Source organism: Rhodococcus sp. GQ147, assembly GCF_059759155.1.
Window position 1 is genome coordinate 144,774 of the sequence record NZ_JCAXDU010000013.1, and the last position, 24,116, is coordinate 168,889.

A 24,116-nucleotide genomic window follows, 5' to 3' on the forward strand; every position below is an offset into this window, starting at 1 on the left:
TCGATGTTCCGGGGGTAACCTACGCGACCGGTGTCAGCGCAGCAGCGCGCGCGACATGACGACGCGTTGGATCTGGTTGGTGCCCTCGTAGATCTGCGTGATCTTCGCGTCGCGCATCATGCGCTCGACCGGGAAGTCGGTGGTGTAGCCGGCGCCACCGAACAACTGCACGGCGTCGGTGGTGACCTCCATGGCGACGTCCGACGCGAAGCACTTCGCGGCGGCCGAGATGAAGCCGAGGTTGGGCTCGCCGCGCTCGGCGCGAGCGGCGGAGGTGTAGACCATCAGGCGTGCGGCCTCGACCTTCATCGCCATGTCGGCGAGCATGAACTGCACACCCTGGTTGTCGGAGATCGGGCGGCCGAACTGCTTGCGGTCCTTGACGTAGGCGGTCGCCGCGTCGAGGGCGCCCTGGGCGAGGCCGACGGCCTGCGCACCGATGGTGGGGCGGGTGTGGTCGAGGGTCGCGAGAGCGGTCTTGAAGCCGGTGCCCGGCTCGCCGACGATGCGGTCGCCGGGGATGCGGCAGTTCTCGAAGTACAGCTCGGCGGTGGGGGAGCCCTTGATGCCGAGCTTCTTCTCCTTCGGTCCGACGACGAAGCCCTCGTCGTCCTTGTGGACCATGAAGGAGGAGATGCCGTTGGCGCCCTTCTCGGGGTCGGTGACGGCCATGACGGTGTACCAGGTGGACTTACCACCGTTGGTGATCCAGCACTTGGAGCCGTTGAGGATCCAGTCGTCGCCGTCGGCCTTGGCGCGGGTGCGCATGGAGGCGGCGTCGGAGCCGGCTTCGCGCTCGGACAGCGCGTAGGAGGCCATCGCGCCGTTGACGATGTCGGGGAGGACCTTGGCCTTGAGTTCGTCGGAGCCGCGGAGGATCAGGCCCATGGTGCCGAGCTTGTTGACGGCGGGGATCAGCGAGGAGGAGCCGCATACTCGGGCGACCTCTTCGATGACGATGCAGGCGGCGATCGAGTCGGCGCCTTGGCCTTCGAACTGCTCGGGCACGTGGATGGCGTTGAAGCCCGACTTGTTGAGGGCGTCGAGGGCTTCCTGCGGGAAGCGGGAGTTCTCGTCGACGTCCTTGGCGTAGGGCGCGATCTCCTTCTCGGCGAGCGCGCGGATGGCCTCGCGCAGCGCGTCGTGCTCCTCGGAGAGCTTGAACAGATCGAAGTCGGGATTGAGGGCCATGACGGCGGACTCCTAACGGCACGCGGTGCCAGATTTGCGAACGTAGCTCCCTCGACGATATCGGGGCGAGGGTTCGCGACGTGACGGAATGAGTCGATTGTAACCACGGCACTCAGTGCCAGGTCAACGGCGCTGCTGTGCGCCTTCGAGTTGGAGCCGAACCTGCTCGGCGATCTCGGCCGGTGTCAGGTGGGCCGGATAGGTCACCACCGCGACCGCCGGCGGAGCCGGCGCGACCTTCCCGTTCGTCGCGCCTTCGGGCACCGGAACCACCCCGTACGTGCGGCGGAGCTCGAGCAGCTCCTGCTCGAGGCGTTCGGCAGTGGCGGTCTCGTCGCCGCGGATCATCGCGCGCAACACGAAATTGTGCGTGGCGGTCATCGCCGCCGCGAAGCTGACGGTGCGCACCGGCTTCTCCGTCGGGACGGCGGCGCGCAGGAAGTCGGTGAACAACCGCTCGTAGCGGTAGGTGGTGACGAGTTCGCGCTCCCGCAGCGCCGGCACCCGCTGCACCACCCGATACCGCCACACCGCCAGCTCGCGCCGGTCCCGGAAGTGCCCGAAGACGAGCTTGGCCCCCTCGCAGGCCGCCGCCCACGGATCGTCGAAATCCTGCGAGAGGTACTCGGCGACCTGCTCGAGCAGCGACTCGTGATCGGCGAAGATCACGTCCTCCTTCGACCGGAACTGCCGGAAGAAGGTCCGCCGCGACACCCCTGCGGCCGCGGCGATCTGCTCGACGGTGGTCGACTCGTAGCCGAACTCGGAGAACAAACGGATCGCCTGCGTGACGACATGCACCCGGAACTGGGCGGGATCGGGGCCCGTCGAATCGAGGCGACGGGTGCTGTTACCGGTACCGGATGTCATGGCGTCGAGTATCCAATGCAGTCGTGAGGGGTCGGCTCACCCCTCGGCGGCTTCGGCCGATCGCAGCTCGAACTTCAGGATCTTGCCGGTCGAGGTGCGGGGCAGCTCCAGCGGGAAGACGATGTCGCGCGGCACCTTGTACCCGGCGAGCAGCGTGCGCGTGTAGTCGATGATCTCCTCGGCCGTGACCGATTCGCCCTTCTTCAGGATCACGAACGCCTTGGGACGCTCACCCCACTTCTCGTCCGGAACGCCGACGACCGCGACGTCGAGCACCGCCGGGTGGCTGACGATCGCCTGCTCGACCTCCACGGTCGAGATGTTCTCGCCGCCGGAGATGATGATGTCCTTTGCGCGGTCCTTGAGCTGGATGTATCCGTCCGGGTACATCACGCCGAGGTCGCCGGTGTGGAACCAGCCGCCGCGGAACGCCTCCTCGGTCGCGTCCGGGTCCTTGTAGTAGCCGAGCATGACGTTGTTGCCGCGCAGCACGATCTCGCCCATGGTCTCGCCGTCGGCGGGCACGTCGTTCATGTCCTCGTCGACGACCCGCGCGGTCTCGGCCTGCAGCATGCCCACACCCTGACGGGAGAGCAGCGCGGCGCGTTCGTCGGCCGGCTTGTCGTCCCAGCTGTCCTGGTACTCGCAGATCGTGTACGGGCCGTACACCTCGGTGAGTCCGTAGACGTGGACAACCGTGATGCCGATCTGTTCGAGCTGGGCGATCACCGTCGGCGACGGCGGCGCGCCGGCCGTGGTGATCCGCAACGGACGGTCGAGTGGATGAGCCTGCTCGGCGTTCGCGATGGTCGAGCACACCGCGGGCGCACCGCACAGGTTGGTGACACCGAGGTTGTCGATGGCATCCCAGATCGCGTCGGCCCGCACCGCCCGCAGGCAGATGTGGGTGCCCGCCGCAGCGGTCACCGCCCAGGGCGTACACCAGCCGTTGCAGTGGAACATCGGCAGTGTCCACAGATACTTGCTCTGCCCGTCGAAGCTGTTGTGGAAGGTCTCGCCCAGCGAGTTCAGGTACGCGCCGCGATGGGTGTACATCACGCCCTTGGGTTTGCCGGTCGTGCCCGAGGTGTAGTTGAGGGTGATGACGCCGAGCTCGTCGTCGACGCTCCACGGCAGCGGCGTCGCATCGAGCGAGTCGGCCTGCGCGAGGAACTCGTCGTACCGAGCGGTAGCCACTCCGGCGGGGACATCCGGAGCCGGCACGGTGGAGTCGGGGACCTCGATGATCTCGGCGACGCCGGGAACGTTGTCGCGGACGTTCGCGACCGATCCGAGCAGTTCGGAGTCGACGAACAGCAGCTTCGTCTCGGAGTGGTCGAGGATGTACTCGAGTTCCGGCCCGGCCAGGCGCGAGTTCAGCGCGACCAGCACACCGCCCGCGAGCGGAACCGCGAAATGCGCGATGAGCATCTCGGGCACGTTCGGAGTCAGGTACGCGATCTTGTCGCCCGGCTCGATACGGCTGCGCAGCACGCGCGCGAGCCGCTGCGCCTCGTCGGCGAACTCGGCGTAGGTGTACGTGCGGTCGCCGTGGATGATCGCGGTGCGATCCGGGAACACCGCCGCGGACCGTTCGAGGAAGCGCAGCGGGCTCATCTGGCTGTAGTTCGCGGCTCCGGTCGAGCCGGGACGGACGGGGGCGATGGACACGGATACCTCCGGGGTGGCCTACTCGGATTCCGGCGTCTTCTGTGATCGTTGCAACACCGGGCGATGTGCAGGTTACAAATCGTGGAACTGGCCCCTCTACCCTCGAAAGTGGGTGTTCGGAGGGAAGAGTAGGAGCAATCGATGGATGTCGCCGTGCCGGATGTGTTGCGTCCCGACGATCTCGACACCCTCCGCGCCACGCTGCGCGACCTCGAGGCGACGACGGAACTACCGGTGCTCTTCGGTGGCGTGGTGCAGGGCTCGGACGTGGTCCTGTCCGGATTCGTCGGAACCCGCGGTCGTGCCCTGCGCAATCTGGTGATCGCCGCCGAACGCGGACTCGGCGGTCGGGTGGTCGTCGAACAACGTCCCGGCGCGGTCGCCGACTACTTCACCTCCCCGCACATCACCCACCACTACGACCGGCAGGTCGCGGGTGAGGGAATCGAGTCGTTGCTCGCCGTGCCGGTCGTGGTGCGCGGACGCACCCGGGCGGCGATCTACGGCGGGCTGAGGGTCAACCGGTCCATCGGCGACGTCGTGGCGGAGAAGGTCGTGCGGTCGGCCGCGGAGCTGGCGCGGGAGATCGAGATCCGCGACGAGGTCGATCGCCGCGTGTCGCTGATCGGGAACACGCGGGCCGCGCACGGCGCCACCGTACCTGCCTCCGTCTCCGAAGCGCTGACGGAAAGTCTCGTCGCGTTGCGGGCGATCGCGGCTCGGACCGATGATCCGTCGATCAGGGAACAGGTACGAACGGTCGAGGAGACCTTGACCCGGGCGCGCGACGGCGTATCGCACCCGCGGACGCATCTGACCGCGCGCGAGCACGACGTGCTGAGCCATGTGGCGCTGGGCTGCCGCAACGCGGAGATCGCCGACAGGTTGTCGCTGCGCGTGGAGACGGTGAAGACCTATCTGCGCAACGCCATGGACAAACTCGATGTGCGCAGTCGGCACGCGGCGGTCGTCGAGGCGCGGCGGCAGGGACTGCTGCCCTGATCGACCGCACTCCTGATCAGCGGCGGCGCAGTCGCCGGAAGAACTCGCGGATTGCGCTCAGCGCGCGCCGGAACTTCGTCTCGGTCGCGGGACGCTCGAGGACATCGGTACCCACCGGCGTGGGGAGCCGGACGGGCCAGCTGTCGTCGACGTCGACGACCTCGCGACCCAGCCCGCGCAGGTACTCGGCAAAGCTGCGTTGCCGTTCGGCGTGCCAGGCGGCCTGATCGGCCATGATGTCGAGTTCGGCGAGCTCGGGGAATCTCGCCACGAGCGCGCGGGTCAGGTGGCCGGCGGCGAGCGCGTCGGCCTCGGCCTCGTGCGGATTCGGCAGCGACACCCCGTACGCCTCGCACACCGCCTGCAGTGTGCGCCTGCCGGGCCGGCTGCGGTCCATCTCCCGGTCGATGACGTACGGGTCGACGACCGTGCCGATGTCGAGCCCCGTCAGGCCGAGCCGGCGTCCTTCGGCGTCGAGGACCGTCAGGTCGTAGCTGGCGTTGAATGCGACGACGATGTGGCCGCGCGCCCACGCGTCGCTCACGGCCTGCCGGATCTGCTTGTATCCCTCGAGATAGTCGAGTCCTTCGGCGCGGGCGTGGGCGGTGGTGATGCCGTGGATCGCGGTGGTCTCCTCGGGTATCGCGATACCCGGGTCGAGCAGCCACGAGCGTGTGTCGATGCGGTCGCCGTCGAAGGTCGCGACGCATGCCGTGACGATGCGGGCGTTGCGGGGATCCCGGTCGGTGGTCTCGAGATCGAACGCGCAGATCGGTCTGTCCGGCCAGTGCGTCATGTTCCGTCCTCGCGTCCGTCGGATGATGATCTGTCGAACGCATTGTTGCGGGAGGCACCGACATGCTCCGTCGCGGCCGCGACGGGCATCCGCACAAGGAGAGAACCTCAGATGGTGTCGGTGCAGACCACGAAGTTGCGTTCCCGGTACACGAACCCCCCCTCGGACGTGGAGCAGTCGTTCACGTCGGAGGTGTCGAGCAGGATCTCGGTGACCTCCTCGCCCTGGACCGCGGGCTCACCGCAGTCGATGCGCTGCGGATCCTCGCCGCCGAGGTCGATGCAGTCGCCCACCACCCAGTCGATGTCGAGACACAACGCGCCGACCTCGATGCCGCCGAAGGACTCGTAGTAGGTCTGGTCGATGTCGCCGGGGCACATGGCACTGGCATCGACGACGTCGACGACCTTGTAATTCGAGCTCGGGCTGCCGCACACCGCGTAGTCGATGGTCGCGTCGTCGACCGTGCCGCCGAGCGCGACGCATTCGCCGGCTGCGACGTCGACGCTCAACTCGGTCGACGACGACGCCGACGGGGTCGTGGTGGGTAGGGAGAAGGACGGCGCCGTGGACGTGTCCAGGGCGTTCGCGGCGGGCACGGCCTGCCCTTCGACCTGGGTCGCGCATCCTCCGAGCACCCCTGCTGCCGCCAACGCCATCGCGGCACCGGCCGCCCCTCGGAGAATGTTCATGGTCGAAGAGCCTACGGAAGTGCTGCCGGTACCCGTACAGGGTGGAACGATGTGCCGCATGGACCTGCCTGTGGTGCCGCCGCTCGCCCCGATGCTCGCCAAGGTCTCCTCCACCGTCCCCTCCCAACCCGAAGACGGTCCCGACGAGTGGTCCTACGAACCCAAATGGGACGGGTTCCGGGCGATCGTCTTCCGCGACGGTGACGAGGTGGTTCTCGGCTCGCGCGGAGGCAAGGACCTCGTGCGCTACTTCCCGGAACTCGCCGACGCCGCGCGCGCCGAACTGCCCCGCAGGTGCGTGGTCGACGGGGAGATCGTCGTCCCGCGCGAACACGACGGCCGCACCCGACTCGACTGGCAGGCGCTGTCCGAGCGGATCCATCCGGCCGCCAGCCGGGTCACGATGCTCGCCGAGCAGACACCGGCCGTGTTCGTCGGTTTCGATCTGCTCGCTCTCGCCGACGAGAATCTCATGGAGACCCCGTTCGCGGAGCGGCGCGCGCGGCTGCGGTCCGAGATCGGCGGGGGTAAGAGCTGTCATGTCACGGTGGCCACGACCGACACCGATACCGCCCGCCGCTGGTTCGAGGAGTTCGAAGGGGCCGGCCTCGACGGCGTGATCGCCAAGCGACTCGACGGGCTCTATGTGCCCGACAAGCGGGAGATGCTCAAGCTCAAACATGCCCGCACCGCCGACTGCGTCCTCATGGGCTACCGCATGCACAAGAGCGTCGAGGGCATCGGGTCGTTGCTGCTCGGGCTCTATCACGACGGCGAACTCGCGATGGTCGGCGGAGCCTCGGCGTTCACGCGGGAGCGGCGCGAGGAACTGCTCGCCGAACTGCAACCGCTGCGACTCGGGGACGACGTCGTCGAGCAGGGTGAACCGACGCGGTGGCGTTCGGCGGTGGACCGCAGCTGGGTGCCGTTGCGTCCCGAACGTGTCGTGGAGGTCGCGTACGACCAGATGGAAGGTGTGTCGGGAGCGGGGATGCGGTTCCGGCACGCAGCGAAGTTCCTGCGGTGGCGTCCCGACCGTGACCCCGAGAGCTGCACGTTCGACCAGCTGGAGGTGCCGGTGCGCTACGACCTGTCGGATGTGCTCGACCGGACGGAGGACTGATATGGCCACGAAGCGTTCGCCCGCGGAGGAGTTGGACGTCGACGGCACGCCCGTGCGGTTGTCGAACCCCGACAAGATCTACTTCCCGCAGCTCGGCGCCGCGGGTGGCACGAAGCGGCACCTCGTGGAGTACTACCGCAGGGTCGCCACCGAGTTCGACGCACCGATCCTGACGGCTCTGCGCGATCGGCCGACGCATCTGCAGCGCTTTCCCGACGGCATCGAGGGGGAGGAGATCTATCAGAAGCGGGCACCGGTCAAGCGACCCGACCACGTGGCGACCTGCGAGATCACGTTCCCGTCGGGGCGTACCGCCGATGCGCTGCGTGTGTGTTCGGCTGCCGACGTGGTGTGGGCGGCCAATCTCGGGTGCGTGACCTTCCATCCGTGGCCGGTGCGCTGCGGCGACACCGACCGTCCCGACGAATTGCGCATCGACCTCGACCCGCAACCGGGAACCGATTTCGGCGACGCGCGGGCCGTGGCGCTGGAGGTCGTGCGCCCGCTTCTCGACGAACTGGGACTCGCCGGATATCCCAAGACGTCCGGTGGGCGGGGACTCCACATCTATCTGCGGATCGTGCCCGAATGGGATTTCGTCGGAGTCCGTCGTGCGGGGATCGCGCTCATGCGTGAGATCGAGCGGCGCAGCGACGGGCGGGCGACGACGGCGTGGTGGAAGGAGGAGCGCGGAGAGCGGCTCTTCCTCGACTACAACCAGAACGCGCGCGACAAGACGATCGCCTCGGCCTACTCGGTCCGTCGCACCCCGATCGCGACCGTCTCGACTCCGCTGACCTGGGACGAGCTGGTCGACGCCGAACCTGACGACTTCACGATCGCCACGGTGCCGGATCTGCTGGCGAAGCGCGGCGATCCGATGGCGGATCTCGATGCGCATGCGCACTCGCTGGACGTTCTGCTCGAGATGGCCGAACGGGACGAGGCGAACGGTATCGGCGACCTGCCGTATCCGCCGAATCACCCGAAGATGCCGGGGGAGCGGAAGCGCGTCCAACCGTCCCGCGACACCGACCGGGCAAAGGACACGTGAACCGGAACGTTCGGGGAATCGCGTCCCTGTCGTGACCTCGAGTATGAGTCCTCCCGAGGTGCGAGTCCATAAACTGTCCGAGAGAACAGTCACTCGAGGTTCGGAAGGGTCGATGTCGTGATTCGCTCGTGGGCGTCCGGTCGGGTTCTCGGCGTCGGGGCAGTATTCGCTGCCGCCATCGGGGTCGGTTTCCTCATTCCTCAGACCGCGTCCGCGGCCACGACGTGCACGGCACCGCCGGGTGCCCCGGCCGAGATCGTGCAGATCGACGGGGGCGAAGCGTGTGGTGCGTCCACCGACGGCACCGCCGAGGCGTGGAGCTATGCCGAGCGGGGCGTGGGATTCGCCGATGCCCGCAGTGCCGCACAGGTGGTGGCCGCCGGATTCGACGGCGGTGTCGGCGCCGGGGAAAGCACGTCGGGACGGCTGTTCGCGATCGGCGTGGGGGAGGAGGCCCTGGCGCTCGGTGTGCTCGAAAGTCCGGGCACGGCGGTCGTCGCCGCGGGTCCGCAGTCGCAGGCCTATGTGGGCGACGCCGACGATCCGGTGTTGTGCGAGGGCACGGCGGCGGCCGCGTTCGAACTCGAGGCCGCACGCGGGTGTGTCGTGCTGGGCGACTTCCGGTACTTCACTCCTGGCGCGCAGACGCCGCCGTCGCCCCTGCCGTAGATTCGGCGCGTCTCGCCGGGATCCTCGACAGACAGACTGTACGTAAACCCTTCCTTTACGTTCCGTGTCGTCGTAGCCTGTCGCACATGCCGATGGAGGTGTCGCGATGACGACCGGAGCAGTCTTCGAACCTGCCGGGGCGACAGCGTCGTTCGCACCGGTGCACGTCCCGGGGCGGATCGACGCCCGGCCGGGCCCGGCGGCGCCGACCGAGATGGTCGTCGATGCGCGATTCCTGCGGCTGGCCGACGCGTTCTTCTCGCTGTACAAGCGGCCCCGGGACGGCGGCGGCGCACTCACCGCCTATCTCCACGGTGAGAAGGTCCTCGACATCTGGTCCGGCTGGTCGGCCCCCGACAAGCGGTGGAGCCGCGACACCATGGCGTTGTCGTTCTCGACCGGCAAGGGCGTGGCGTCGACCGTCGTGCACCGTCTGGCCGAGCGCGGAGTGATCGACTACTTCGCGCCCGTTGCGCAGTACTGGCCGGAGTTCGCCGCGAACGGCAAAGATGACATCACCGTCGCGGACGTCATGACCCACCGATCCGGCCTGCACCGGGTGCGCGGTCTGGTTCCGGGGACGCGCGGGATCCTCGACTACGAGACGACCGTCGCGGCACTCGAGCAGGCGGCACCGGATCGACGGCGGCGACGCGGCTCGGGCTACCACGCCGTCACCTACGGATGGCTCGTCGCCGAACTCGTGCAGCGGGTGACCGGTCTGCCCTTCGTGGAGGTCGTGGAGCAGGAGATCGCCCGGCCCCTCGGCGATCCCGATTTCTGGTACCGCGTGCCTCATGACGAACGGGGCCGTATCGCGAAGCTCTTCCCGCGGCTCGCCCCGGTCGGCCTGCACTGGGGTGCGAGCGCCGCGGTCCTGTCGCGACTCGAACCGACCCGCGGTCTCGCCGAGGCCGCGATGCCCGACGGCTTCGACAGGCTCGTCGGCGACCCGGCCGTGCACGACTCGGTGATGCCGGGCTGGAACGGTGTGTTCACCGCCCGCTCGCTCGCGCGTATGTACGGGGCGATAGCCGCCGGCGGGACGATCGACGGCGTGAAGTTCCTCGACGCCACCACGATCGACGAGATGTCGCGCGTGCGGGTGCGCAGCCGGGACTACGTGCTCGGTGTGCCGATGGCGTGGCGGCTCGGCTACCACCAGCCCATCTTCGCGAGCATCCAGCGTCCGCGTGGTGCGCTCGGGCACTACGGAGTGGGTGGCTCGGGGGCGTACGCTGATCTCGACACCGGTCTGTCGCTCGCCTTCGTCACCAACCGGCTCGGTGCCGGCGCGATCCCGCTCGGGGACCTGCGTCTGGCGCGGCTGGGCGAACTCGCCCGGTCGCTCGCGCGTCGTGCCTGAATCTTTCTGTCATTTTCGTGGTTCCGGGGACGGGGGTCCCTCGAGGGCGGGACGATCCGAATCGGAGCATCGTCGATTCGAGGAGTTCAGCCATGAGCCATGTCTACCGGGTGATCGAGGTCGTCGGATCGTCGACGACGGGAGTCGACGACGCGATCGCGAAAGCGGTGGCGCGAGCAGCGGAGACCACGCGGCATCTCGAGTGGTTCGAGACGGTCAACATCCGGGGCCACATCGACGACGGCCGGGTGGCCCACACGCAGGTCACTCTCAAAATCGGTTTCCGCATCGAATCGAGCGCCGAAACGGACATCTGAGGCACCTCGACAGCCGGAAATTCGATGATCTCGTTTCGAGAACGTGGTTCTCGACCGAAACTGGAACGTGTACTAGTCTGAGGCCCGTTCGTTGTCCGGAATCGGCACTGTAGGCAGGTACAACTGTGGCTTATGTAATCACCCAGGCGTGCTGCAACGACGCCTCGTGTGTCGAGGTCTGCCCGGTCAACTGCATCCACCCGACACCCGACGAAGCACCCTTCGCGACCACGGAGATGCTCTACATTGATCCCGACACGTGCATCGACTGCGGGGCCTGTGTCGACGAGTGCCCGGTGGATGCGATCGCCGCCGACAACGAACTCACGCCGGCGCAGGAGCCGTATCTCGAGATCAACGCCGAGTACTACCGTCGCTACCCGATCGGACCGGACTGGCCCGAGCTGCGCACGCGCCGCAAGCTGCCCGCCGAGCTGGGCACGCTGCGGGTGGCGATCGTCGGCTCGGGTCCTGCGGCGTGCTATGCCGCGATGGATCTGGTGACGCACTCGGCGGTGCAGGTCGACATCTTCGACCGCCTGCCTACCCCCTACGGGCTCGTGCGTGCCGGTGTGGCCCCCGATCATCAGAGCACCAAGGGAGTCGGCGACCTCTTCCGCAGCGCCATCGGCCACAAGAACACCCAGTGCTATTTCAACGTCGAGGTCGGCACCCACATCACCCACGAGGAACTGCTCGCGCACCATCACGCCGTGATCTACGCCGTCGGTGCCGCAGGCGACCGCACGCTGGGTATCCCGGGAGAGGACCTCGTGGGCAGCCGCGCCGCGACCGAGTTCGTCGCCTGGTACAACGGACACCCTGATTTCGCCGACCACACCTTCGATCTGTCGGCCGAACGCGCGGTGATCATCGGCAACGGCAACGTCGCCCTGGACGTCGCGCGAGCCCTGGTGATGGACCCCGACGAGCTCGCGCGCACCGACATCGCCGAGCACGCGCTCGAGGCGCTGCGGAAGTCGAACATCCGCGAGGTCGTGGTCGTGGGCCGGCGCGGCCCGGCGCAGGCCGCCTACACCAACCCGGAGCTGCTCGCGCTCGGCTCGCTGCCCGGTGTCGATGTGGTCGTCGACCCGGTCGAGGTCGAACTCGACCCGGTCAGCCGCGCGCTGATCGACGATCCGGAGGTCGAACCCCGCCTGACGCTCAAGGTGCGGCAGGTCGAGGGCTTCGCGCAGCGCACTCCCACCGAGGGCAACAAGCGGGTCGTGCTGCGCTATCTCGCCTCGCCGGTGGAGATCTCCGGCGACGGTGTTGTCGAATCGATCACCCTCGAGCGCAACGAACTGGTCGAGGTCGACGGCCGTCTCGAGGCCCGCCCGACCGGACAGACCGAAATCCTCGAGGCGGGATTGGTGCTGCGTTCGATCGGTTACCGCGGCACCGCGCCGGCCGGTCTGCCCTTCGACGAGCGGCGCGGGGTCATCCCGAACGAGGGCGGCCGGGTGACCGACGCCGAGGCCGGAGCACCGGTGCCCGGTGTCTACACCGCCGGTTGGATCAAGCGTGGTCCCAGCGGCGTGATCGGCACCAACAAGCAGTGCTCTGCCGAAACGGTCGAGAAGATCCTCGACGATTTCGTCGAGGGCAAGCTGCCCGAGCCGGTCGCCGATCGGGAGAAGTTGGCGGCGCTGGTGGCCGAGCGGCGTCCGGAGCACATCGATTACCGGGGCTGGCTGCAGATCGACAAGCAGGAGAAGGCCCGCGGATCGGCGGCGGGACGCTCGCGCCTGAAGTTCGTCTCGATCGAGGAGATGCTCGCAGCGTCGCGGATCGAGTAATCCCGTCCGGTGGCGGGAACCCGGACCCATGGCTCAGCACTCCCCCCCGGCGGTCGCTGCGTCGGGCCGATGGATCGATACCGACGGGACCCGCTACCCGTCCGGCGACACCCACGCATGGACGCCCGGCACCAATCAGACCCTGTGCGGGGTGCCGCTCTCCCGTGCCCGACTCGACCGCGTTCCGCACGTGCCGTGGAGCGACGCGCTGTACCTGGCGGAGCTGGGTGAACACGGAGTCGTCCCGTGTCGTCGCTGCACGGCGACCACCCGCAACGACCGGCCGCGGTGACAGGGGCGATCGGTACCGGGCGCGTACTCGCCGAGATGGCGATCCGAGCGGGTGATGCCCGCGACCAGGTCGTCGCGGTCGGAGACGCGATCGCCGATCTCCTGCTGTACCTCGCCGATGCACACGGTGTCGCCGCGGCGCAGAAGGCCTCGGAGCACGGGCAACTCCACTTCCACGGGGACTGGATCGCAGCCGGACGCCCTTGGGGTCCCGAAGATCCCTGACCTGCAGGGAAGATCCGGGACGGTCGCGGTGTTGAGACGACCGTGCAGGTGGCGTTGTCGTTGCTGGACCGCTCCCGGACCCGGGAGGGGCAGCGGGACGCTGCCGCATTGCAGCAGACCCTGCGTCGCGCCGAACTCGCCGAGGCGGCCGGCTACCACCGCTTCTGGGTGGCCGAGCACCACGCCGTCCCAGGCATCGCGTCGGGAGCTCCACCGCTGCTCATCGGCACGATCGCGGAGCGGACGAGCCGGATCCGGGTGGGATCCGGCGGCGTCATGCTGCCCAACCATCAACCGATCGTCGTCGCCGAACAGTTCGCGATGCTCGAAGCGATGCACCCCGGACGGATCGATCTGGGTGTCGGTCGTTCCCTCGGATTCACCGCGCCTGTGCGCGATGCGCTGCGGACCCACAAGGCCGACGCGGACGACTTCGCCGCCGACATCGAGGAACTGCGCGGTTATCTGCACGGCACCGCCGAAGTGACGGTGCGTCCTCGACTGTCCGAGCCGCCTCCGATCTTCGTCCTCGGCACCGGGCAGGGTATGCGGCTGGCGGCGCGTCTGGGCCTGCCCGTCGTCGTCGCCGGACCGCTTCTGCGGCAGGGATCGGAACCGTTCGACCGTTATCGCGCCGACTTCCGCCCGGCCACACCCGGCGCTGAGCCCTATGTTGTCGTCGGCCTGGACATCCTCATCGCCGACACCGAAGCCGAGGCTCGGGAGCTGCAGCTTCCGGAGGCCTGGGCGATGGCCGTCTCACGCGAAGAGGGGGCGTTCCCGCCGCTGTCCCCGATCGAGGAGATCCGCCGGCAGCCGATGACCGAGCGGCGCCGCCGCATCGTCGACGAGACCGCGAAGGGTTCGCTGGCCGGCACCGAGGATCAGGTGGCCGAAGGGCTCGAAAAACTGCTCGTCTCCACCGGGGCGAACGAGGTGCTCAGCTCCGCATCCACTTTCGACACCGACGCCCTGTACGACTCCGATGCGCGACTGGCGAGGATCTTCGGTCTCTGAACGGAGGGTGGAACAGATTGTCCCGCTCAACGATTCAGATCGATCAGGCGAGCACTGCCCTGCGCCGCCGCACACATCCTCTCCGTCCCGTCCTCGGTGACGGCGTAGATCTCGCAACGACACAGTGCCTGCCTGCGACTGGTGCTGACGATCGTGGCGACCGCGCGTAGGAGTGCGCCCCCGGCGGGCCGCAGGTAGTCGAGGCTCATGCCGGTCGTCACGATCGACGGCCCGAGGGCCGTGCCTGCGGCGAACGTGAGCGCATTGTCGGCCGCGTAGGCCAGAACACCTCCGTGCGCGAAGCCGAACTGCTGGAGCAGTTCCTCCCTGAGCGGTATTTCCAGGACTGCCCGGCCGCGCTCGTACTCGGTCAGACGGGCTCCGATCAGGACGCTGAACGGTTGCGATGCCAACACCTTACGGGCATCGGCGAGGGTACGGATCTCGGCGATCTCCTCCGACATGCACAGCAAGGTACTCCGCTCCTCGGTTCCCGACCGCCATATCGGAGCGGCCGGCAGTCACTGTGCGGAGGCGACGATCGAGCGGAACTGTTCGCGCAGGGCCTCCGTGAGGTCACGGTGTTCGGGGACGAGATCGGGGTCGACGACGACCGCCACGGTCAGCGTGCCGGCATAGGACAGGGCCGCGAAAGCGACCGCGACGTTGCCCGTGGTGACGATCATCGGCACCATCGACGCGACAGGCACTCCTGCAACGGTGAGCGTCGACGACGGTCCCGGCAGGTCGGACAGGAACGAGTTGACCCGGCGCTGCCGGTCCACGAACCGGCGGAACGCCCCGACGGCCGCAAGGGCGCGGAAGACCGGACCCAGTAGTTCGGCAGACAGGCCCCGCACGTTCGCCTTCTGCAGTCGGGTCGTGCGGGAGACGGATACCGACCGGTGCTCCGGGGTCCCGTCCAGCGGTACCCGGACGGGCATGACGCCGACGCGATTGCCCAGTTGCCCACCCGTGGCAGCGGTGCGGGCGGAGACCGGCACCGAGATCATCAGCTCGGACGGGAACTCGCCGCGCTTGTGCAGGATGGTGGCGAGGGCGCCCCCGACGGCGACCAGCAGCACATCGTTGATCGTTGCGTCCCACTGCCGTCCCGCCCGACGGAGCGTGTCCAGATCCACCTCGACGGTCTCGAGCGCCAGACGAGACCCGATGGGCGCGTTCAACGAACACCGCGGGGCACGTCCGCCGGCGCCCCTCCCGAGTTCTGTCCATGCTGCAGGAAGACGTGCGACGGCTCGCGGTGCCCGGCGGAGCGCCCGCAAGTGACCGATTGCATTGTCGTAGAACAACTCTCGTCTGGTTGGTTGCGTTGAAGCGCGCTGTTCGGGCATGGGCGGTGTGCTGTCCGTGCCGTCGACGAGATGCGCCAGGATCGACAGACCACCGATCCCGTCGGCCAGGACGTGGTGCAGCACCATCACCAACGCCGTGTGCCCGTTCGGGTCCGCGATGTCGGTGACGAGCAGCGCGCGCCACAACGGCTGCGATCGGGGCAGCGGCCGGGTAAGGGCGTCCGCGGCGAGCGTCAGTGCGGCGTCCCTGTGGCGGGGACCGGGGCACCGCAACTGGGAGAAGTGGGCATCGATGTCGAAGTGGGCGTGGTCGAGCCAGTAGGGACGCCCGAGTCCGAAGGCCGGCTCGATCAGGCATTGCCGCAGGCGTCGAATCCGGACGAGGCGTTCGGCGAGCACGGTCATCAGTGTCGTGGGGTTCGTCAGGTTCTCACCGGCGAAGAAGATCGCAGCACCGACATTCATGGGTACCCGTCCCACGTCCGAGACGAGTTCGATCAGGTCTCCGGGACCGATGCGGTCGATGCCGTTCGAGGCCGCCACCCTTCGAGGGTGACAGACACACGCTGTCCGTCTATTGCCTACGGCCGAGTAGGGGAGCAGTGTGAACACGGGTGGTTTCGGGTGGGGGGTCGCGCCGAAACGACCGGCGACGCCGCGTCGGCGCCGCCCTGAGGAGAGGGGTGCCGATCGTGTTTGCACGCTCCACCACAATTCATGCGCATCCGTCGTACATCGACGCCGGGATCAAGCACGTACGCGACATCGTGATGCCTGCCCTGGCGGACATGAACGGTTGCCTGGGGCTGTCCCTGCTGATCGACCGCGGCTCGGGCCGATGCATCGCCACCAGCTCCTGGCGGGACGAGGACGTGTTGCGCTCCAGCGAAGGCATGGCCCGCATGCTCCGGGACGAGGCGGCCCGGATGTTCCATGCCACCACGGACGTGGCCAACTGGGAGATCGCCGTCATGCACCGCGATCACCACTCGACCCGTGGGTCCTGCTGCAGTGTCACCTGGGTCGACATCGATCCCGCGCAGGTGGATCGCGGTGTGGACATGTGGAAGATGGCCGCGCTGCCGCGGATGGAGGAACTCGAGGGTTTCTGCAGCGCCAGTCTGATGCTCGACCGTGCCGGTGGTCGCGGGGTGACCTCGTTGACGTTCGACAGTGCCGAGGCGATGGACCGCACCAGAGCACATGTCGACGACATCCGCTCCGAGGTGACTCGGGCAGCAGGCGCCAGGGTGCTCGATACCGGTGAGTTCGAGCTCGTCATCGCCCACCTCGACGTCCCGGAAATGGTGTGACCGCGGGTCTGCGGCGCGGGTGATATCCGTTCACCCGCGCCGTGGCCGTCCGCATTCGTAATAGACCACTCGGTCCGCTGAACTGGGAAAACGCCGAGACCGTCCGCATTCGAATTGCCCGTCCGTAACCGTCCTGTGTCTAATGAATGGGTACGAGCACGCCGCGCAGGGGAAGTAAGGCGCGGCGCACCGCTGAACGATGGGTTGTGGAATGTTCGAAAAGCGAGCTTTGTCGAACGGTCGCCGCACGGGCCGCCGATCTGCGCGGATCGGTGCTGCACTCGTGGGCGCAGCCGCCGTGGCACTGGCCACCGCCGGTCCTGCGAGCGCGGCACCGCTGTGGCCCGGTGGGCCCGAGGTGCCGAGTGTCCAAGAGCTGATCGAAGGGCTCACGCCGCCCGGGGTGACGCCGCCGCAGCTTCCGCCCCAGCTCGCTCCCGAGCCGGCCGCCCCGTTCTCCGCTCCGTCCGTCAACCCGTCGAACGGGGAGACGGTGGGTGTCGCGCAGCCGATCATCATCCGCTTCAACGAGGCCGTCGGAGATCGTGCAGCCGCCGAACGCGCCATCCGCATCACCACGCAGCCGCCCGTCGACGGGCACTTCTACTGGGCGTCGAACACGCAGGTCCGCTGGAAGCCGTTCGAGTTCTGGCCCGCGAACACCGCGGTGACCGTGAAGGCCGGCGACACTCAGTCGTCGTTCACCATCGGTGACGCTCTGGTGACGGTCGCCGACAACAACACCAAGACCATCACCGTCACCCGCAACGGCGAGGTCGTCCGCACCATGCCGACGTCCTTCGGCAAGCCCGGCCACGACACCCCGAACGGCACGTACATCGTCGGTGAGAAGTACCGCGACATGTACATGGACTCGTCGACCTACGGGGTGCCCGTCGACAGCCCCGAGGGATATCGCACCTACGTCGAGTACGCGACGCGGATGTCCAACAGCGGCATCTTCCTCCACGCCGCACCGTGGTCGGTCGGCGCGCAGGGCAACACCAACGTCAGCCACGGCTGCCTCAACGTGAGCACCGAGGACGGCAAGTGGTTCTACGAGAACGCCAAGAAGGGCGATCCGGTGATCGTGCAGAACACGGCCGGTGGAACCCTCAACGGCTGGGACGGTCTCGGCGACTGGAATCTCTGACACCAACGCACATCTCCGACGCCCCCTGCTTCCGGTTCGTAACGTTCGTCCGGAATAGCAGGGGGCGTCGCCCTTTCGTAACCCATGGTTCGTTCTGTCGGCACACACTGCTCCGGTGTCACCGAATCCGGAACGAACCCTGCCGCAACACGAACGCGGCCTCCGCCACCGCCCGTGGCGCGATTACGCGCTCTTCGCGGCATTGGTCGGGCCCAATCTCGCGCTGTTGATCCTGTTCACCTACCGGCCTCTCGCCGACAACATCCGGCTCTCCTTCTTCGAGTGGAACATCGCGAGCCCGAACTCGACCTTCGTCGGACTCGCCAACTACCGAGAATGGTTCACGCGTCCCGACAGTTGGGAAATCGTCGGCAACACCATCGTGTTCACCGTGGCGACCGTTGCCGGTTCGATGGCACTGGGACTCGGGCTCGCACTGCTTCTGGACCGTAGGCTCCATGGACGCAATCTCGTCCGGTCGGCGCTGTTCGCACCGTTCGTCATCTCCGGTGCGGCCGTCGGAATCGCCTTCCAGTTCGTCTTCGATCCGAACTTCGGTCTGGTGCAGGACGTCCTGACCCGGGTGGGAATTCCGACGCCGGACTTCTACCAGGACTCCAACTGGGCGTTGGTGATGGTGACCCTGACGTACATGTGGAAGAATCTCGGCTACACATTCGTCATCTATCTCGCTGCACTGCAGGGACTCCGGCCCGAGTTGAGCGAAGCCGCTGCCATCGACGGTGCCTCCCGGGGAACGAGCTTCCGGCGCGTCGTCCTTCCGCAATTGCGGCCCACCACCTACTTCCTGTCGATCACCGTGCTGCTCAATTCGTTCCAGGTCTTCGACATCATCAACGTCATGACTCGTGGGGGTCCGTTGGGGACCGGCACGACCACGATGGTCTACCAGATCTACGACGAGTCGTTCCGCAACTTCCGTGCCGGCTACGGCGCCACCGTTGCCACCATCATGTTCCTGGTACTGCTCGCGGTGACCGTTTATCAGGTGCGCATCATGGACCGAGGAGGTCACTCGTGACCGCTGTCGCGGAGAAGTCTGTCGTGCACCTGGTCGCACCCGCGGACGAAACGCGTTCGCACCGAAGACGAGAGCGCGCCGTCACGGCTTTGGCCTATGTCGCCATGGTGCTCGTGCTGCTGGTGGTGGCTCTGCCCTTGTATTGGATTGTCGTGACATCGTTCAAGGAGCGGCCCGACATCTACACGCTGCCGGTGACCTGGTGGCCGAGCGTCTTCCATCCGCAGAACTACACGGAGGCAACCGAATCTGTGCCGTTCGGGTTGTTCCTGCGCAACTCGATCGTCATCACGACGATACTGGCGACGGTGAAGTTCGTCCTCGGAGTTGTCAGTGCGTTCGGTCTCGTGTTCCTGCGGTTCCCCGGCAAGAACATCGTCTTCCTCGGCATCATCGCCGCGCTGATGGTGCCGAACCAGATCACCGTCATCTCCAATTATGCGCTCGTCGCGGACTGGGGTTGGCGCAACACCTTCCAGGGCATCATCGTGCCGTTGGCAGGCGTGGCCTTCGGAACGTTCCTCATGCGCAACCATTTCCTGTCCATTCCGGCCGAGATCATCGAAGCCGCACGGATGGACGGAGCGGGCCCGTTCCGGCTGCTGTGGCGCGTGGTCCTCCCCGTATCCGGCCCGACCATGGTCGCGTTCGCGCTCATCACCGTCGTGAACGAGTGGAACGAGTATCTATGGCCGTTCCTGATGGCCGACGACGCATCCGTTGCGCCGTTACCGATCGGGCTGACACAACTCCAGAACAACGACGGTGTCACGAACTGGGGTCCGGTCATGGCCGGCACCGTGCTCGCGATGCTGCCGATTCTCGTGATTTTCCTTGTGCTGCAAAAGCACATGATCAAGGGCCTCACCTCCGGTGCGGTCAAGGGCTGAATCCTCAGGGAGTTGGGAATGGACATCAGGAACATCGACAGGCGTCGTTTCCTCGGGCTGACCGGTCTCGTGGCTGCGAGCGCTGCGCTGACCGCATGTGCAGGGACGGGCGGTGGCTCGTCCCAGACTTCGGGAACGGGATCGGTATCCGGCGATGCATCGCGGATCAGCTTCTGGTCCAACCACCCCGGCAAATCCCAGGACGTGGAGAAGGAGCTGATCCGGCGGTTCCAGGACGCGAACCCGGGCATCACGGTCGATCTCATCGACGGTGGCAAGAACTACGAGGAGGTCTCACAGAAGTTCAACGCCGCGCTCTCCGGCGGCGACCTGCCCGACGTGGTCGTGCTGTCGGACGTGTGGTGGTTCAACTATGCGATCACCGGTGCGATCACCCCGCTCGACGATCTGTTCCGCGAGGTGGGAGTGGACACCGGCGACTACGTCGATTCCCTGCTCGCGGACTATCTCTACGAGGGGAGTCACTTCGCTCTTCCGTACGCACGGTCGACTCCGCTGTTCTACTACAACAAGCAGGTGTGGCAGCAGGCCGGACTTCCCGATCGCGGACCCGACACCTGGGAGGAGTTCGACGAGTGGGGTCCCCGCATCCAGGGGGTGGTCGGCGACGGCAGGCTCGCGCACGGCTGGGGCAACGCCAAGGATTACCTCGGATGGACCTTCGAGGGCCCGATCTGGACTTTCGGTGGTGCCTATTCCGACGGATGGGACCTGAAGTTCACCGACGAGAAGACGATTGCGGCAGGTGAATTCCTGAAGCGCATGATCCACGACAAGAAGTACGCCGCGGTGACGACCGATATCGCGAACGACTTCTCCGCCGGTCTCATCGCCTCCACGATCGCGTCCACGGGAGACCTGTCGGGTATCACGCAGAACGCGTCCTTCGAATTCGGGACGGCCTTCCTGCCGGCTCCCGAAGGCGTCGCGGGATGCCCCACCGGTGGTGCGGGTCTGGCGATTCCGTCCGGTATCTCCGACGAACGCAAGCGCAATGCCCTGAAGTTCGTCGAGTTCGTCACCAACGGAGACAACACCGCGTACTTCTCACAGAACATCGGTTACATGCCGGTCCGGAAGTCCGCGGTGGACAACCCCGCCATGAAGGAGTACCTCGGGGACAACCCCAACGCACGGACCGCGGTCGACCAGCTGGCCGTCACGCGCTCCCAGGACTACGCCCGGGTGTTCGTCCCCGGTGGCGATCAGATCATCGGGACCGGCCTGGAACGGATCGCACTGCAGAACGCCGACGTCGCAACGACCTTCGCCGACGTGCAGCAGCAGCTGCAGGCGGTCGTCGACAGGCAGATCACCCCCAACCTGAAGTAGAAGGAACACCATTGGCTGCCATCGCCTTCCGCAACGTCACCCATCGGTATCCCGGTGCCGATCGTCCTGCCGTGGACCGACTGGACCTCGACATCGAGGACGGGGAATTCCTCGTCCTCGTCGGGCCCTCGGGATGCGGCAAGTCGACGAGCCTGCGCATGCTCGCCGGTCTCGAGGCGGTCGACTCCGGGCGCGTGGAGATCGGTGGTCGTGACGTCACAGGACTGCCACCGAAGGCCCGTGACGTCGCGATGGTTTTCCAGAACTATGCGCTCTACCCGAACATGACCGTGGCGGAGAACATGGCTTTCGCTCTGCAGAACGCGGGGATGAAGAAGGACGAGCGCACGGCCCGAGTGCTCGAAGCCGCCCGGATGCTCGAACTGGAATCACTGCTGGACCGCAAGCCCGGAAAGCTGTCGGGTGGTCAGCGTCAGCGTGTCGCGATGGGGCGCGCGATCGTCCGTCACCCGGCAGTGTTCTGCATGGACGAGCCGCTTTCGAATCTCGATGCGAAACTGCGGGTCAGCACCCGCGCGCAGATCGCCGAGTTGCAGCGGTCGCTCGGCACCACCACCGTGTACGTGACCCACGACCAGGTCGAGGCGATGACGATGGGAGATCGTGTCGCCGTCCTGGAGAACGGCCGCCTTCAGCAGGTCGCGTCGCCTCGGAAGTTGTACGACGAGCCGGTGAACACCTTCGTCGCCGGATTCGTGGGGTCGCCGGGGATGAACCTCGTCGAGGCAGCTGTACACGACGGGTACGCCGAACTCGGAGCGCTGCGAATCCGCGTTCCGCGTTCGGTGGATTCCGATCGCGTGGTGATCGGGGTCCGTCCGGAATCGTGGACGACCGTGGGGGCGTGGCGATCCGACTCCTGGTCGCTACGGACGGTCCTGGTCGAGGAACTCGGTGCCGAGTCGTTCGTGTACGCGGTGCCGAAGGACACCGTGGACGGAGATGCCGACAGGATCGTCGTCCGGTGGGATCGGCATGTGCCCGTCTCGTCGGGTTCCGAGATCCACGTGATCCCGAAACCCGACGAGGTGTACTTCTTCTCCGCACGGACCGGGGTTCGGCTCGGTGCTACTGCTCCGCTACCAATGCGTCGATCTGGTTGATGGCGGACGAGGCGCCCTCGACCACGCCCATGTCCAGAACCTGCTGGAGCGCTTCGGCGCTCTCGTAGGTGCTGACATAGGTTGCGCGCGTGCCGCCCTCGAACTCCTCGAAACTGTAGACGCACCGTGAGACGGGTAGTTCCGGTTTCGGGGTGAAGTCCGGCTCCGCGAAGCCGTCCAGGAACGAGAAGCCCGTCGGTTCGTCGACGGTCGTGATATCCCAGTAGCCGGCGTACTTCTCACCATCGGGGCCGGTCATGAAGTAGGTGGTACGGGTGCCGGGCTTCAGATTGTGGTCGACCACCGTCGCGGGGAAGGTCGGGGGTCCCCAGATCTTCTCCAGCTGACGGGGATCGGCGTAGACCTGCCAGATGCGGGACACCGGGGCGGCGAACTCCGCGGTGATGGTCAGGGTCGGCTGGTCGGAGTCGTGCCGGACGTCGGTTACAGGCATTTCTCAGCCTTCCTCGGAGGATTCGGATGCGATGAGTTCGTCGATGCGCGCGATGCGACCGCGCCAGAGCTGCTCCATCTCGGTGAGCATGGACGCCACCGACCGCACTGCCGCCACGTCACCACTGGCCAACTGCTCGCGACCGCTGCGTCGCTTCACGAGCAGACCGGCCTTCTCCAGCACGGCGACGTGTTTCTGTACTGCGGCGAAGGACATGTCGTAGTTCGCTGCGAGAGCGGACACCGAGTGCTCCCCGGCCAGGACGCGTCGCATGATGTCTCGTCGGGTCCGGTCGGAGAGCGCGTGGAACAGGGCATCGGCCCGGTCCTCGTCGTCTCCGCTCACATCCCAAATGTACAACCGAATGATTGTATGTCAAGAGTTCGAAGCGATCACGAGCCGGTCGCCGTAGGCTGCCCGCTTCTCCTCGTCGAAGCCGCCGTCGGTGACGATGCACGAGACCTCGTCGAGGCTCGCGACCCGGGCGAGCGCGCGCTCTCCGAACTTCGAACGATCCGCCACGACGATCGTCTTCTCGGCCGACCGGATCATCGCCCGCTTGATCGGGATCTCCAGCGTGTTGGTGTTGGTGATGCCGGCAGTGGGGTGCACGGCGTCGGCACCGAGGAACGCCCAGTCGGCCGAGTAGTCCGAGAGGAACTGCACGGCATGGTCGCCGACCAGGGTGTAGACCGAGCCGAGGAGCTCGCCTCCGGACACGAGAAGCCGGACATCGGGAAATGCCGCAACGTATTTCGCGATACGCAGGTCATTGGTGAGGACCGTCAGTGACGCCTTGTGTCGCAGTGCGACCGCTACCTCGTAGGTTGTGGATCCACTGTCGAGCACCACGCTGTCGCCATCGGACACCATGGCGGCCGCTACCGCCGCGATCGCCACCTTCTCCTCACGGCGTACGTCCTTCTTGAGGGCGTACGGCACCTCGAGGCCCGCGCCCTCGACCGCTCGGGCGCCCCCGTGCGTGCGCTCGACCTTCCCTTCACGGGCGAGCGAATCGAGGTCGCGACGGATCGTGGACGCGTCGACGCCGAGATCGGCCGAGAGGGTCTTCGCATCGACATATCCGTCGGCGAGGATTCGGTGGAAGATCTCACGTCGCCGTGCGGTCGCTGACACGATTGCTCCTAGGGCTCTGGGCACTCGAATTTCTGGGTACTCGGACGCCGTGGTCGGGGGTCGGTGCACGACCATAACGCACGGGCGACACACCTTTGCGTGGATATTGACACTGTCTGCGCTCAGTGTGCATGATTTCGTGCAGGATTTGCGCGATAGTGCGTGATCGTTTCGCTGGCACCACGTTGTTCGGAGGTTGCACGGTAATGCTGAAGTTGGGATACAAGGCGTCGGCAGAGCAGTTCGGC

The 24,116-nt window shown here is 66.8% G+C and carries 26 protein-coding genes; 16 read left to right on the plus strand and 10 right to left on the minus strand.

Annotation, left to right across the window (positions count from 1 at the left end; translation table 11 throughout):
- Positions 1-33 precede the first annotated feature (33 nt).
- The 3 genes from AC6CID_RS16205 to AC6CID_RS16215 all read right to left on the minus strand — a co-directional run bounded on the left by AC6CID_RS16205 (position 34) and on the right by AC6CID_RS16215 (position 3,678).
- Entirely contained in the window at positions 34-1,191 is a 1,158-nt protein-coding gene (locus AC6CID_RS16205; protein WP_006553691.1) for an acyl-CoA dehydrogenase, read from the minus strand.
- A 123-nt stretch (positions 1,192-1,314) separates the two neighbouring features.
- Positions 1,315-2,061, minus strand: coding sequence for a TetR family transcriptional regulator (locus AC6CID_RS16210; protein ID WP_006553690.1), 747 nt, complete (start codon positions 2,059-2,061; stop codon positions 1,315-1,317).
- 36 nt (positions 2,062-2,097) lie between these two features.
- The gene (locus AC6CID_RS16215) at positions 2,098-3,678 is read right to left on the minus strand and encodes an acyl--CoA ligase family protein (RefSeq protein WP_235367112.1); all 1,581 of its coding nucleotides are present in this window, start codon (positions 3,676-3,678) and stop codon (positions 2,098-2,100) included.
- Positions 3,679-3,873: 195 nt separating this feature from the next.
- Here AC6CID_RS16215 and AC6CID_RS16220 point away from each other — a divergent pair, with 195 nt between their 5' ends.
- The gene (locus AC6CID_RS16220) at positions 3,874-4,734 is read left to right on the plus strand and encodes a LuxR C-terminal-related transcriptional regulator (RefSeq protein ID WP_039585294.1); all 861 of its coding nucleotides are present in this window, start codon (positions 3,874-3,876) and stop codon (positions 4,732-4,734) included.
- Between the two features lie 16 nt (positions 4,735-4,750).
- On the opposite strand, the gene AC6CID_RS16225 is transcribed toward AC6CID_RS16220, so the two are convergent.
- On the minus strand, positions 4,751-5,530 hold the full coding sequence (locus AC6CID_RS16225; RefSeq protein WP_039585293.1) for a 3'-5' exonuclease: 780 nt from the start codon (positions 5,528-5,530) through the stop codon (positions 4,751-4,753).
- 107 nt (positions 5,531-5,637) lie between these two features.
- Positions 5,638-6,222, minus strand: coding sequence for an LppU family putative lipoprotein (lppU, locus tag AC6CID_RS16230; protein WP_039585292.1), 585 nt, complete (start codon positions 6,220-6,222; stop codon positions 5,638-5,640).
- A gap of 58 nt (positions 6,223-6,280) precedes the next feature.
- On the opposite strand from lppU, the gene AC6CID_RS16235 reads away from it, so the two are divergent.
- The 9 genes from AC6CID_RS16235 (at position 6,281) to AC6CID_RS16275 (ending at position 14,086) form a co-directional block, all read left to right on the plus strand.
- A complete protein-coding gene (locus AC6CID_RS16235) occupies positions 6,281-7,345 on the plus strand; it encodes an ATP-dependent DNA ligase (protein WP_006553685.1) in 1,065 nt (354 codons plus the stop codon).
- 1 nt (position 7,346) lies between these two features.
- Complete coding sequence (locus AC6CID_RS16240) at positions 7,347-8,399, plus strand: DNA polymerase domain-containing protein (protein WP_498354194.1); 1,053 nt, start codon at positions 7,347-7,349, stop codon at positions 8,397-8,399.
- Between the two features lie 117 nt (positions 8,400-8,516).
- A complete protein-coding gene (locus tag AC6CID_RS16245) occupies positions 8,517-9,068 on the plus strand; it encodes a DUF6764 family protein (protein ID WP_006553684.1) in 552 nt (183 codons plus the stop codon).
- Positions 9,069-9,174: 106 nt separating this feature from the next.
- Complete coding sequence (locus AC6CID_RS16250; RefSeq protein WP_006553683.1) at positions 9,175-10,434, plus strand: serine hydrolase domain-containing protein; 1,260 nt, start codon at positions 9,175-9,177, stop codon at positions 10,432-10,434.
- A 92-nt stretch (positions 10,435-10,526) separates the two neighbouring features.
- Positions 10,527-10,751, plus strand: coding sequence for a dodecin (locus AC6CID_RS16255; protein WP_006553682.1), 225 nt, complete (start codon positions 10,527-10,529; stop codon positions 10,749-10,751).
- A gap of 125 nt (positions 10,752-10,876) precedes the next feature.
- Positions 10,877-12,553 (plus strand): FAD-dependent oxidoreductase, encoded by a 1,677-nt coding sequence (locus AC6CID_RS16260; protein ID WP_039585286.1) that lies wholly within the window; start codon positions 10,877-10,879, stop codon positions 12,551-12,553.
- Positions 12,554-12,581: 28 nt separating this feature from the next.
- Positions 12,582-12,845, plus strand: coding sequence for a hypothetical protein (locus tag AC6CID_RS16265; protein WP_498354195.1), 264 nt, complete (start codon positions 12,582-12,584; stop codon positions 12,843-12,845).
- Entirely contained in the window at positions 12,800-13,069 is a 270-nt protein-coding gene (locus tag AC6CID_RS16270) for a hypothetical protein (protein WP_498354196.1), read from the plus strand. The genes AC6CID_RS16265 and AC6CID_RS16270 overlap by 46 nt, the downstream gene beginning before the upstream one ends.
- Positions 13,070-13,117: 48 nt before the next feature.
- Positions 13,118-14,086, plus strand: a complete 969-nt coding sequence (locus AC6CID_RS16275; RefSeq protein WP_220666982.1) for an MsnO8 family LLM class oxidoreductase — start codon at positions 13,118-13,120, stop codon at positions 14,084-14,086.
- A gap of 26 nt (positions 14,087-14,112) precedes the next feature.
- Here AC6CID_RS16275 and AC6CID_RS16280 read toward each other — a convergent pair whose 3' ends face one another.
- Both AC6CID_RS16280 and AC6CID_RS16285 read right to left on the minus strand, forming a co-directional pair.
- Positions 14,113-14,550 carry a PaaI family thioesterase gene (locus AC6CID_RS16280; protein WP_498354197.1) on the minus strand — a complete coding sequence of 146 codons (438 nt, stop codon included), beginning with the start codon at positions 14,548-14,550 and terminating at the stop codon, positions 14,113-14,115.
- A gap of 57 nt (positions 14,551-14,607) precedes the next feature.
- A complete protein-coding gene (locus tag AC6CID_RS16285; RefSeq protein WP_094979990.1) occupies positions 14,608-15,945 on the minus strand; it encodes a wax ester/triacylglycerol synthase domain-containing protein in 1,338 nt (445 codons plus the stop codon).
- Positions 15,946-16,085: 140 nt separating this feature from the next.
- On the opposite strand from AC6CID_RS16285, the gene AC6CID_RS16290 reads away from it, so the two are divergent.
- The 6 genes from AC6CID_RS16290 (at position 16,086) to AC6CID_RS16315 (ending at position 22,277) form a co-directional block, all read left to right on the plus strand.
- Complete coding sequence (locus AC6CID_RS16290; protein WP_064060821.1) at positions 16,086-16,715, plus strand: hypothetical protein; 630 nt, start codon at positions 16,086-16,088, stop codon at positions 16,713-16,715.
- Positions 16,716-16,926: 211 nt separating this feature from the next.
- Positions 16,927-17,868 (plus strand): L,D-transpeptidase, encoded by a 942-nt coding sequence (locus AC6CID_RS16295; protein WP_006553674.1) that lies wholly within the window; start codon positions 16,927-16,929, stop codon positions 17,866-17,868.
- Between the two features lie 115 nt (positions 17,869-17,983).
- Complete coding sequence (locus AC6CID_RS16300) at positions 17,984-18,910, plus strand: carbohydrate ABC transporter permease (protein WP_064060820.1); 927 nt, start codon at positions 17,984-17,986, stop codon at positions 18,908-18,910.
- The gene (locus tag AC6CID_RS16305; RefSeq protein WP_039585281.1) at positions 18,907-19,800 is read left to right on the plus strand and encodes a carbohydrate ABC transporter permease; all 894 of its coding nucleotides are present in this window, start codon (positions 18,907-18,909) and stop codon (positions 19,798-19,800) included. The genes AC6CID_RS16300 and AC6CID_RS16305 overlap by 4 nt, the downstream gene beginning before the upstream one ends.
- An 18-nt stretch (positions 19,801-19,818) precedes the next feature.
- Positions 19,819-21,153 (plus strand): ABC transporter substrate-binding protein, encoded by a 1,335-nt coding sequence (locus tag AC6CID_RS16310; protein ID WP_498354198.1) that lies wholly within the window; start codon positions 19,819-19,821, stop codon positions 21,151-21,153.
- Positions 21,154-21,164: 11 nt separating this feature from the next.
- Positions 21,165-22,277 carry an ABC transporter ATP-binding protein gene (locus AC6CID_RS16315; protein WP_006553670.1) on the plus strand — a complete coding sequence of 371 codons (1,113 nt, stop codon included), beginning with the start codon at positions 21,165-21,167 and terminating at the stop codon, positions 22,275-22,277.
- Here the strand turns inward: AC6CID_RS16315 and AC6CID_RS16320 are convergent.
- Genes AC6CID_RS16320 through AC6CID_RS16330 form a run of 3 tightly spaced genes read right to left on the minus strand, consistent with a single transcriptional unit; the run spans position 22,243 to position 23,868 of the window.
- Positions 22,243-22,731, minus strand: coding sequence for an SRPBCC family protein (locus tag AC6CID_RS16320; protein WP_024102123.1), 489 nt, complete (start codon positions 22,729-22,731; stop codon positions 22,243-22,245). The genes AC6CID_RS16315 and AC6CID_RS16320 overlap by 35 nt on opposite strands.
- A 3-nt stretch (positions 22,732-22,734) precedes the next feature.
- Positions 22,735-23,076 carry an ArsR/SmtB family transcription factor gene (locus AC6CID_RS16325; protein WP_006553668.1) on the minus strand — a complete coding sequence of 114 codons (342 nt, stop codon included), beginning with the start codon at positions 23,074-23,076 and terminating at the stop codon, positions 22,735-22,737.
- Positions 23,077-23,106: 30 nt separating this feature from the next.
- A complete protein-coding gene (locus AC6CID_RS16330; RefSeq protein WP_024102122.1) occupies positions 23,107-23,868 on the minus strand; it encodes a DeoR/GlpR family DNA-binding transcription regulator in 762 nt (253 codons plus the stop codon).
- Positions 23,869-24,116 lie beyond the last annotated feature (248 nt).

What these genes read in the sequence shown, in the direction of transcription:
- AC6CID_RS16205 (WP_006553691.1), bottom strand. Translation starts at nt 1,191, where the DNA reads ATGGCCCTCAATCCCGACTTCGATCTGTTCAAGCTCTCCGAGGAGCAC.
- AC6CID_RS16210 (WP_006553690.1), bottom strand. Translation starts at nt 2,061, where the DNA reads ATGACATCCGGTACCGGTAACAGCACCCGTCGCCTCGATTCGACGGGC.
- AC6CID_RS16215 (WP_235367112.1), bottom strand. Translation starts at nt 3,678, where the DNA reads ATGAGCCCGCTGCGCTTCCTCGAACGGTCCGCGGCGGTGTTCCCGGAT.
- AC6CID_RS16220 (WP_039585294.1), top strand. Translation starts at nt 3,874, where the DNA reads ATGGATGTCGCCGTGCCGGATGTGTTGCGTCCCGACGATCTCGACACC.
- AC6CID_RS16225 (WP_039585293.1), bottom strand. Translation starts at nt 5,530, where the DNA reads ATGACGCACTGGCCGGACAGACCGATCTGCGCGTTCGATCTCGAGACC.
- lppU (WP_039585292.1), bottom strand. Translation starts at nt 6,222, where the DNA reads ATGAACATTCTCCGAGGGGCGGCCGGTGCCGCGATGGCGTTGGCGGCA.
- AC6CID_RS16235 (WP_006553685.1), top strand. Translation starts at nt 6,281, where the DNA reads ATGGACCTGCCTGTGGTGCCGCCGCTCGCCCCGATGCTCGCCAAGGTC.
- AC6CID_RS16240 (WP_498354194.1), top strand. Translation starts at nt 7,347, where the DNA reads ATGGCCACGAAGCGTTCGCCCGCGGAGGAGTTGGACGTCGACGGCACG.
- AC6CID_RS16250 (WP_006553683.1), top strand. Translation starts at nt 9,175, where the DNA reads ATGACGACCGGAGCAGTCTTCGAACCTGCCGGGGCGACAGCGTCGTTC.
- AC6CID_RS16255 (WP_006553682.1), top strand. Translation starts at nt 10,527, where the DNA reads ATGAGCCATGTCTACCGGGTGATCGAGGTCGTCGGATCGTCGACGACG.
- AC6CID_RS16265 (WP_498354195.1), top strand. Translation starts at nt 12,582, where the DNA reads ATGGCTCAGCACTCCCCCCCGGCGGTCGCTGCGTCGGGCCGATGGATC.
- AC6CID_RS16280 (WP_498354197.1), bottom strand. Translation starts at nt 14,550, where the DNA reads ATGTCGGAGGAGATCGCCGAGATCCGTACCCTCGCCGATGCCCGTAAG.
- AC6CID_RS16295 (WP_006553674.1), top strand. Translation starts at nt 16,927, where the DNA reads ATGTTCGAAAAGCGAGCTTTGTCGAACGGTCGCCGCACGGGCCGCCGA.
- AC6CID_RS16310 (WP_498354198.1), top strand. Translation starts at nt 19,819, where the DNA reads ATGGACATCAGGAACATCGACAGGCGTCGTTTCCTCGGGCTGACCGGT.
- AC6CID_RS16320 (WP_024102123.1), bottom strand. Translation starts at nt 22,731, where the DNA reads ATGCCTGTAACCGACGTCCGGCACGACTCCGACCAGCCGACCCTGACC.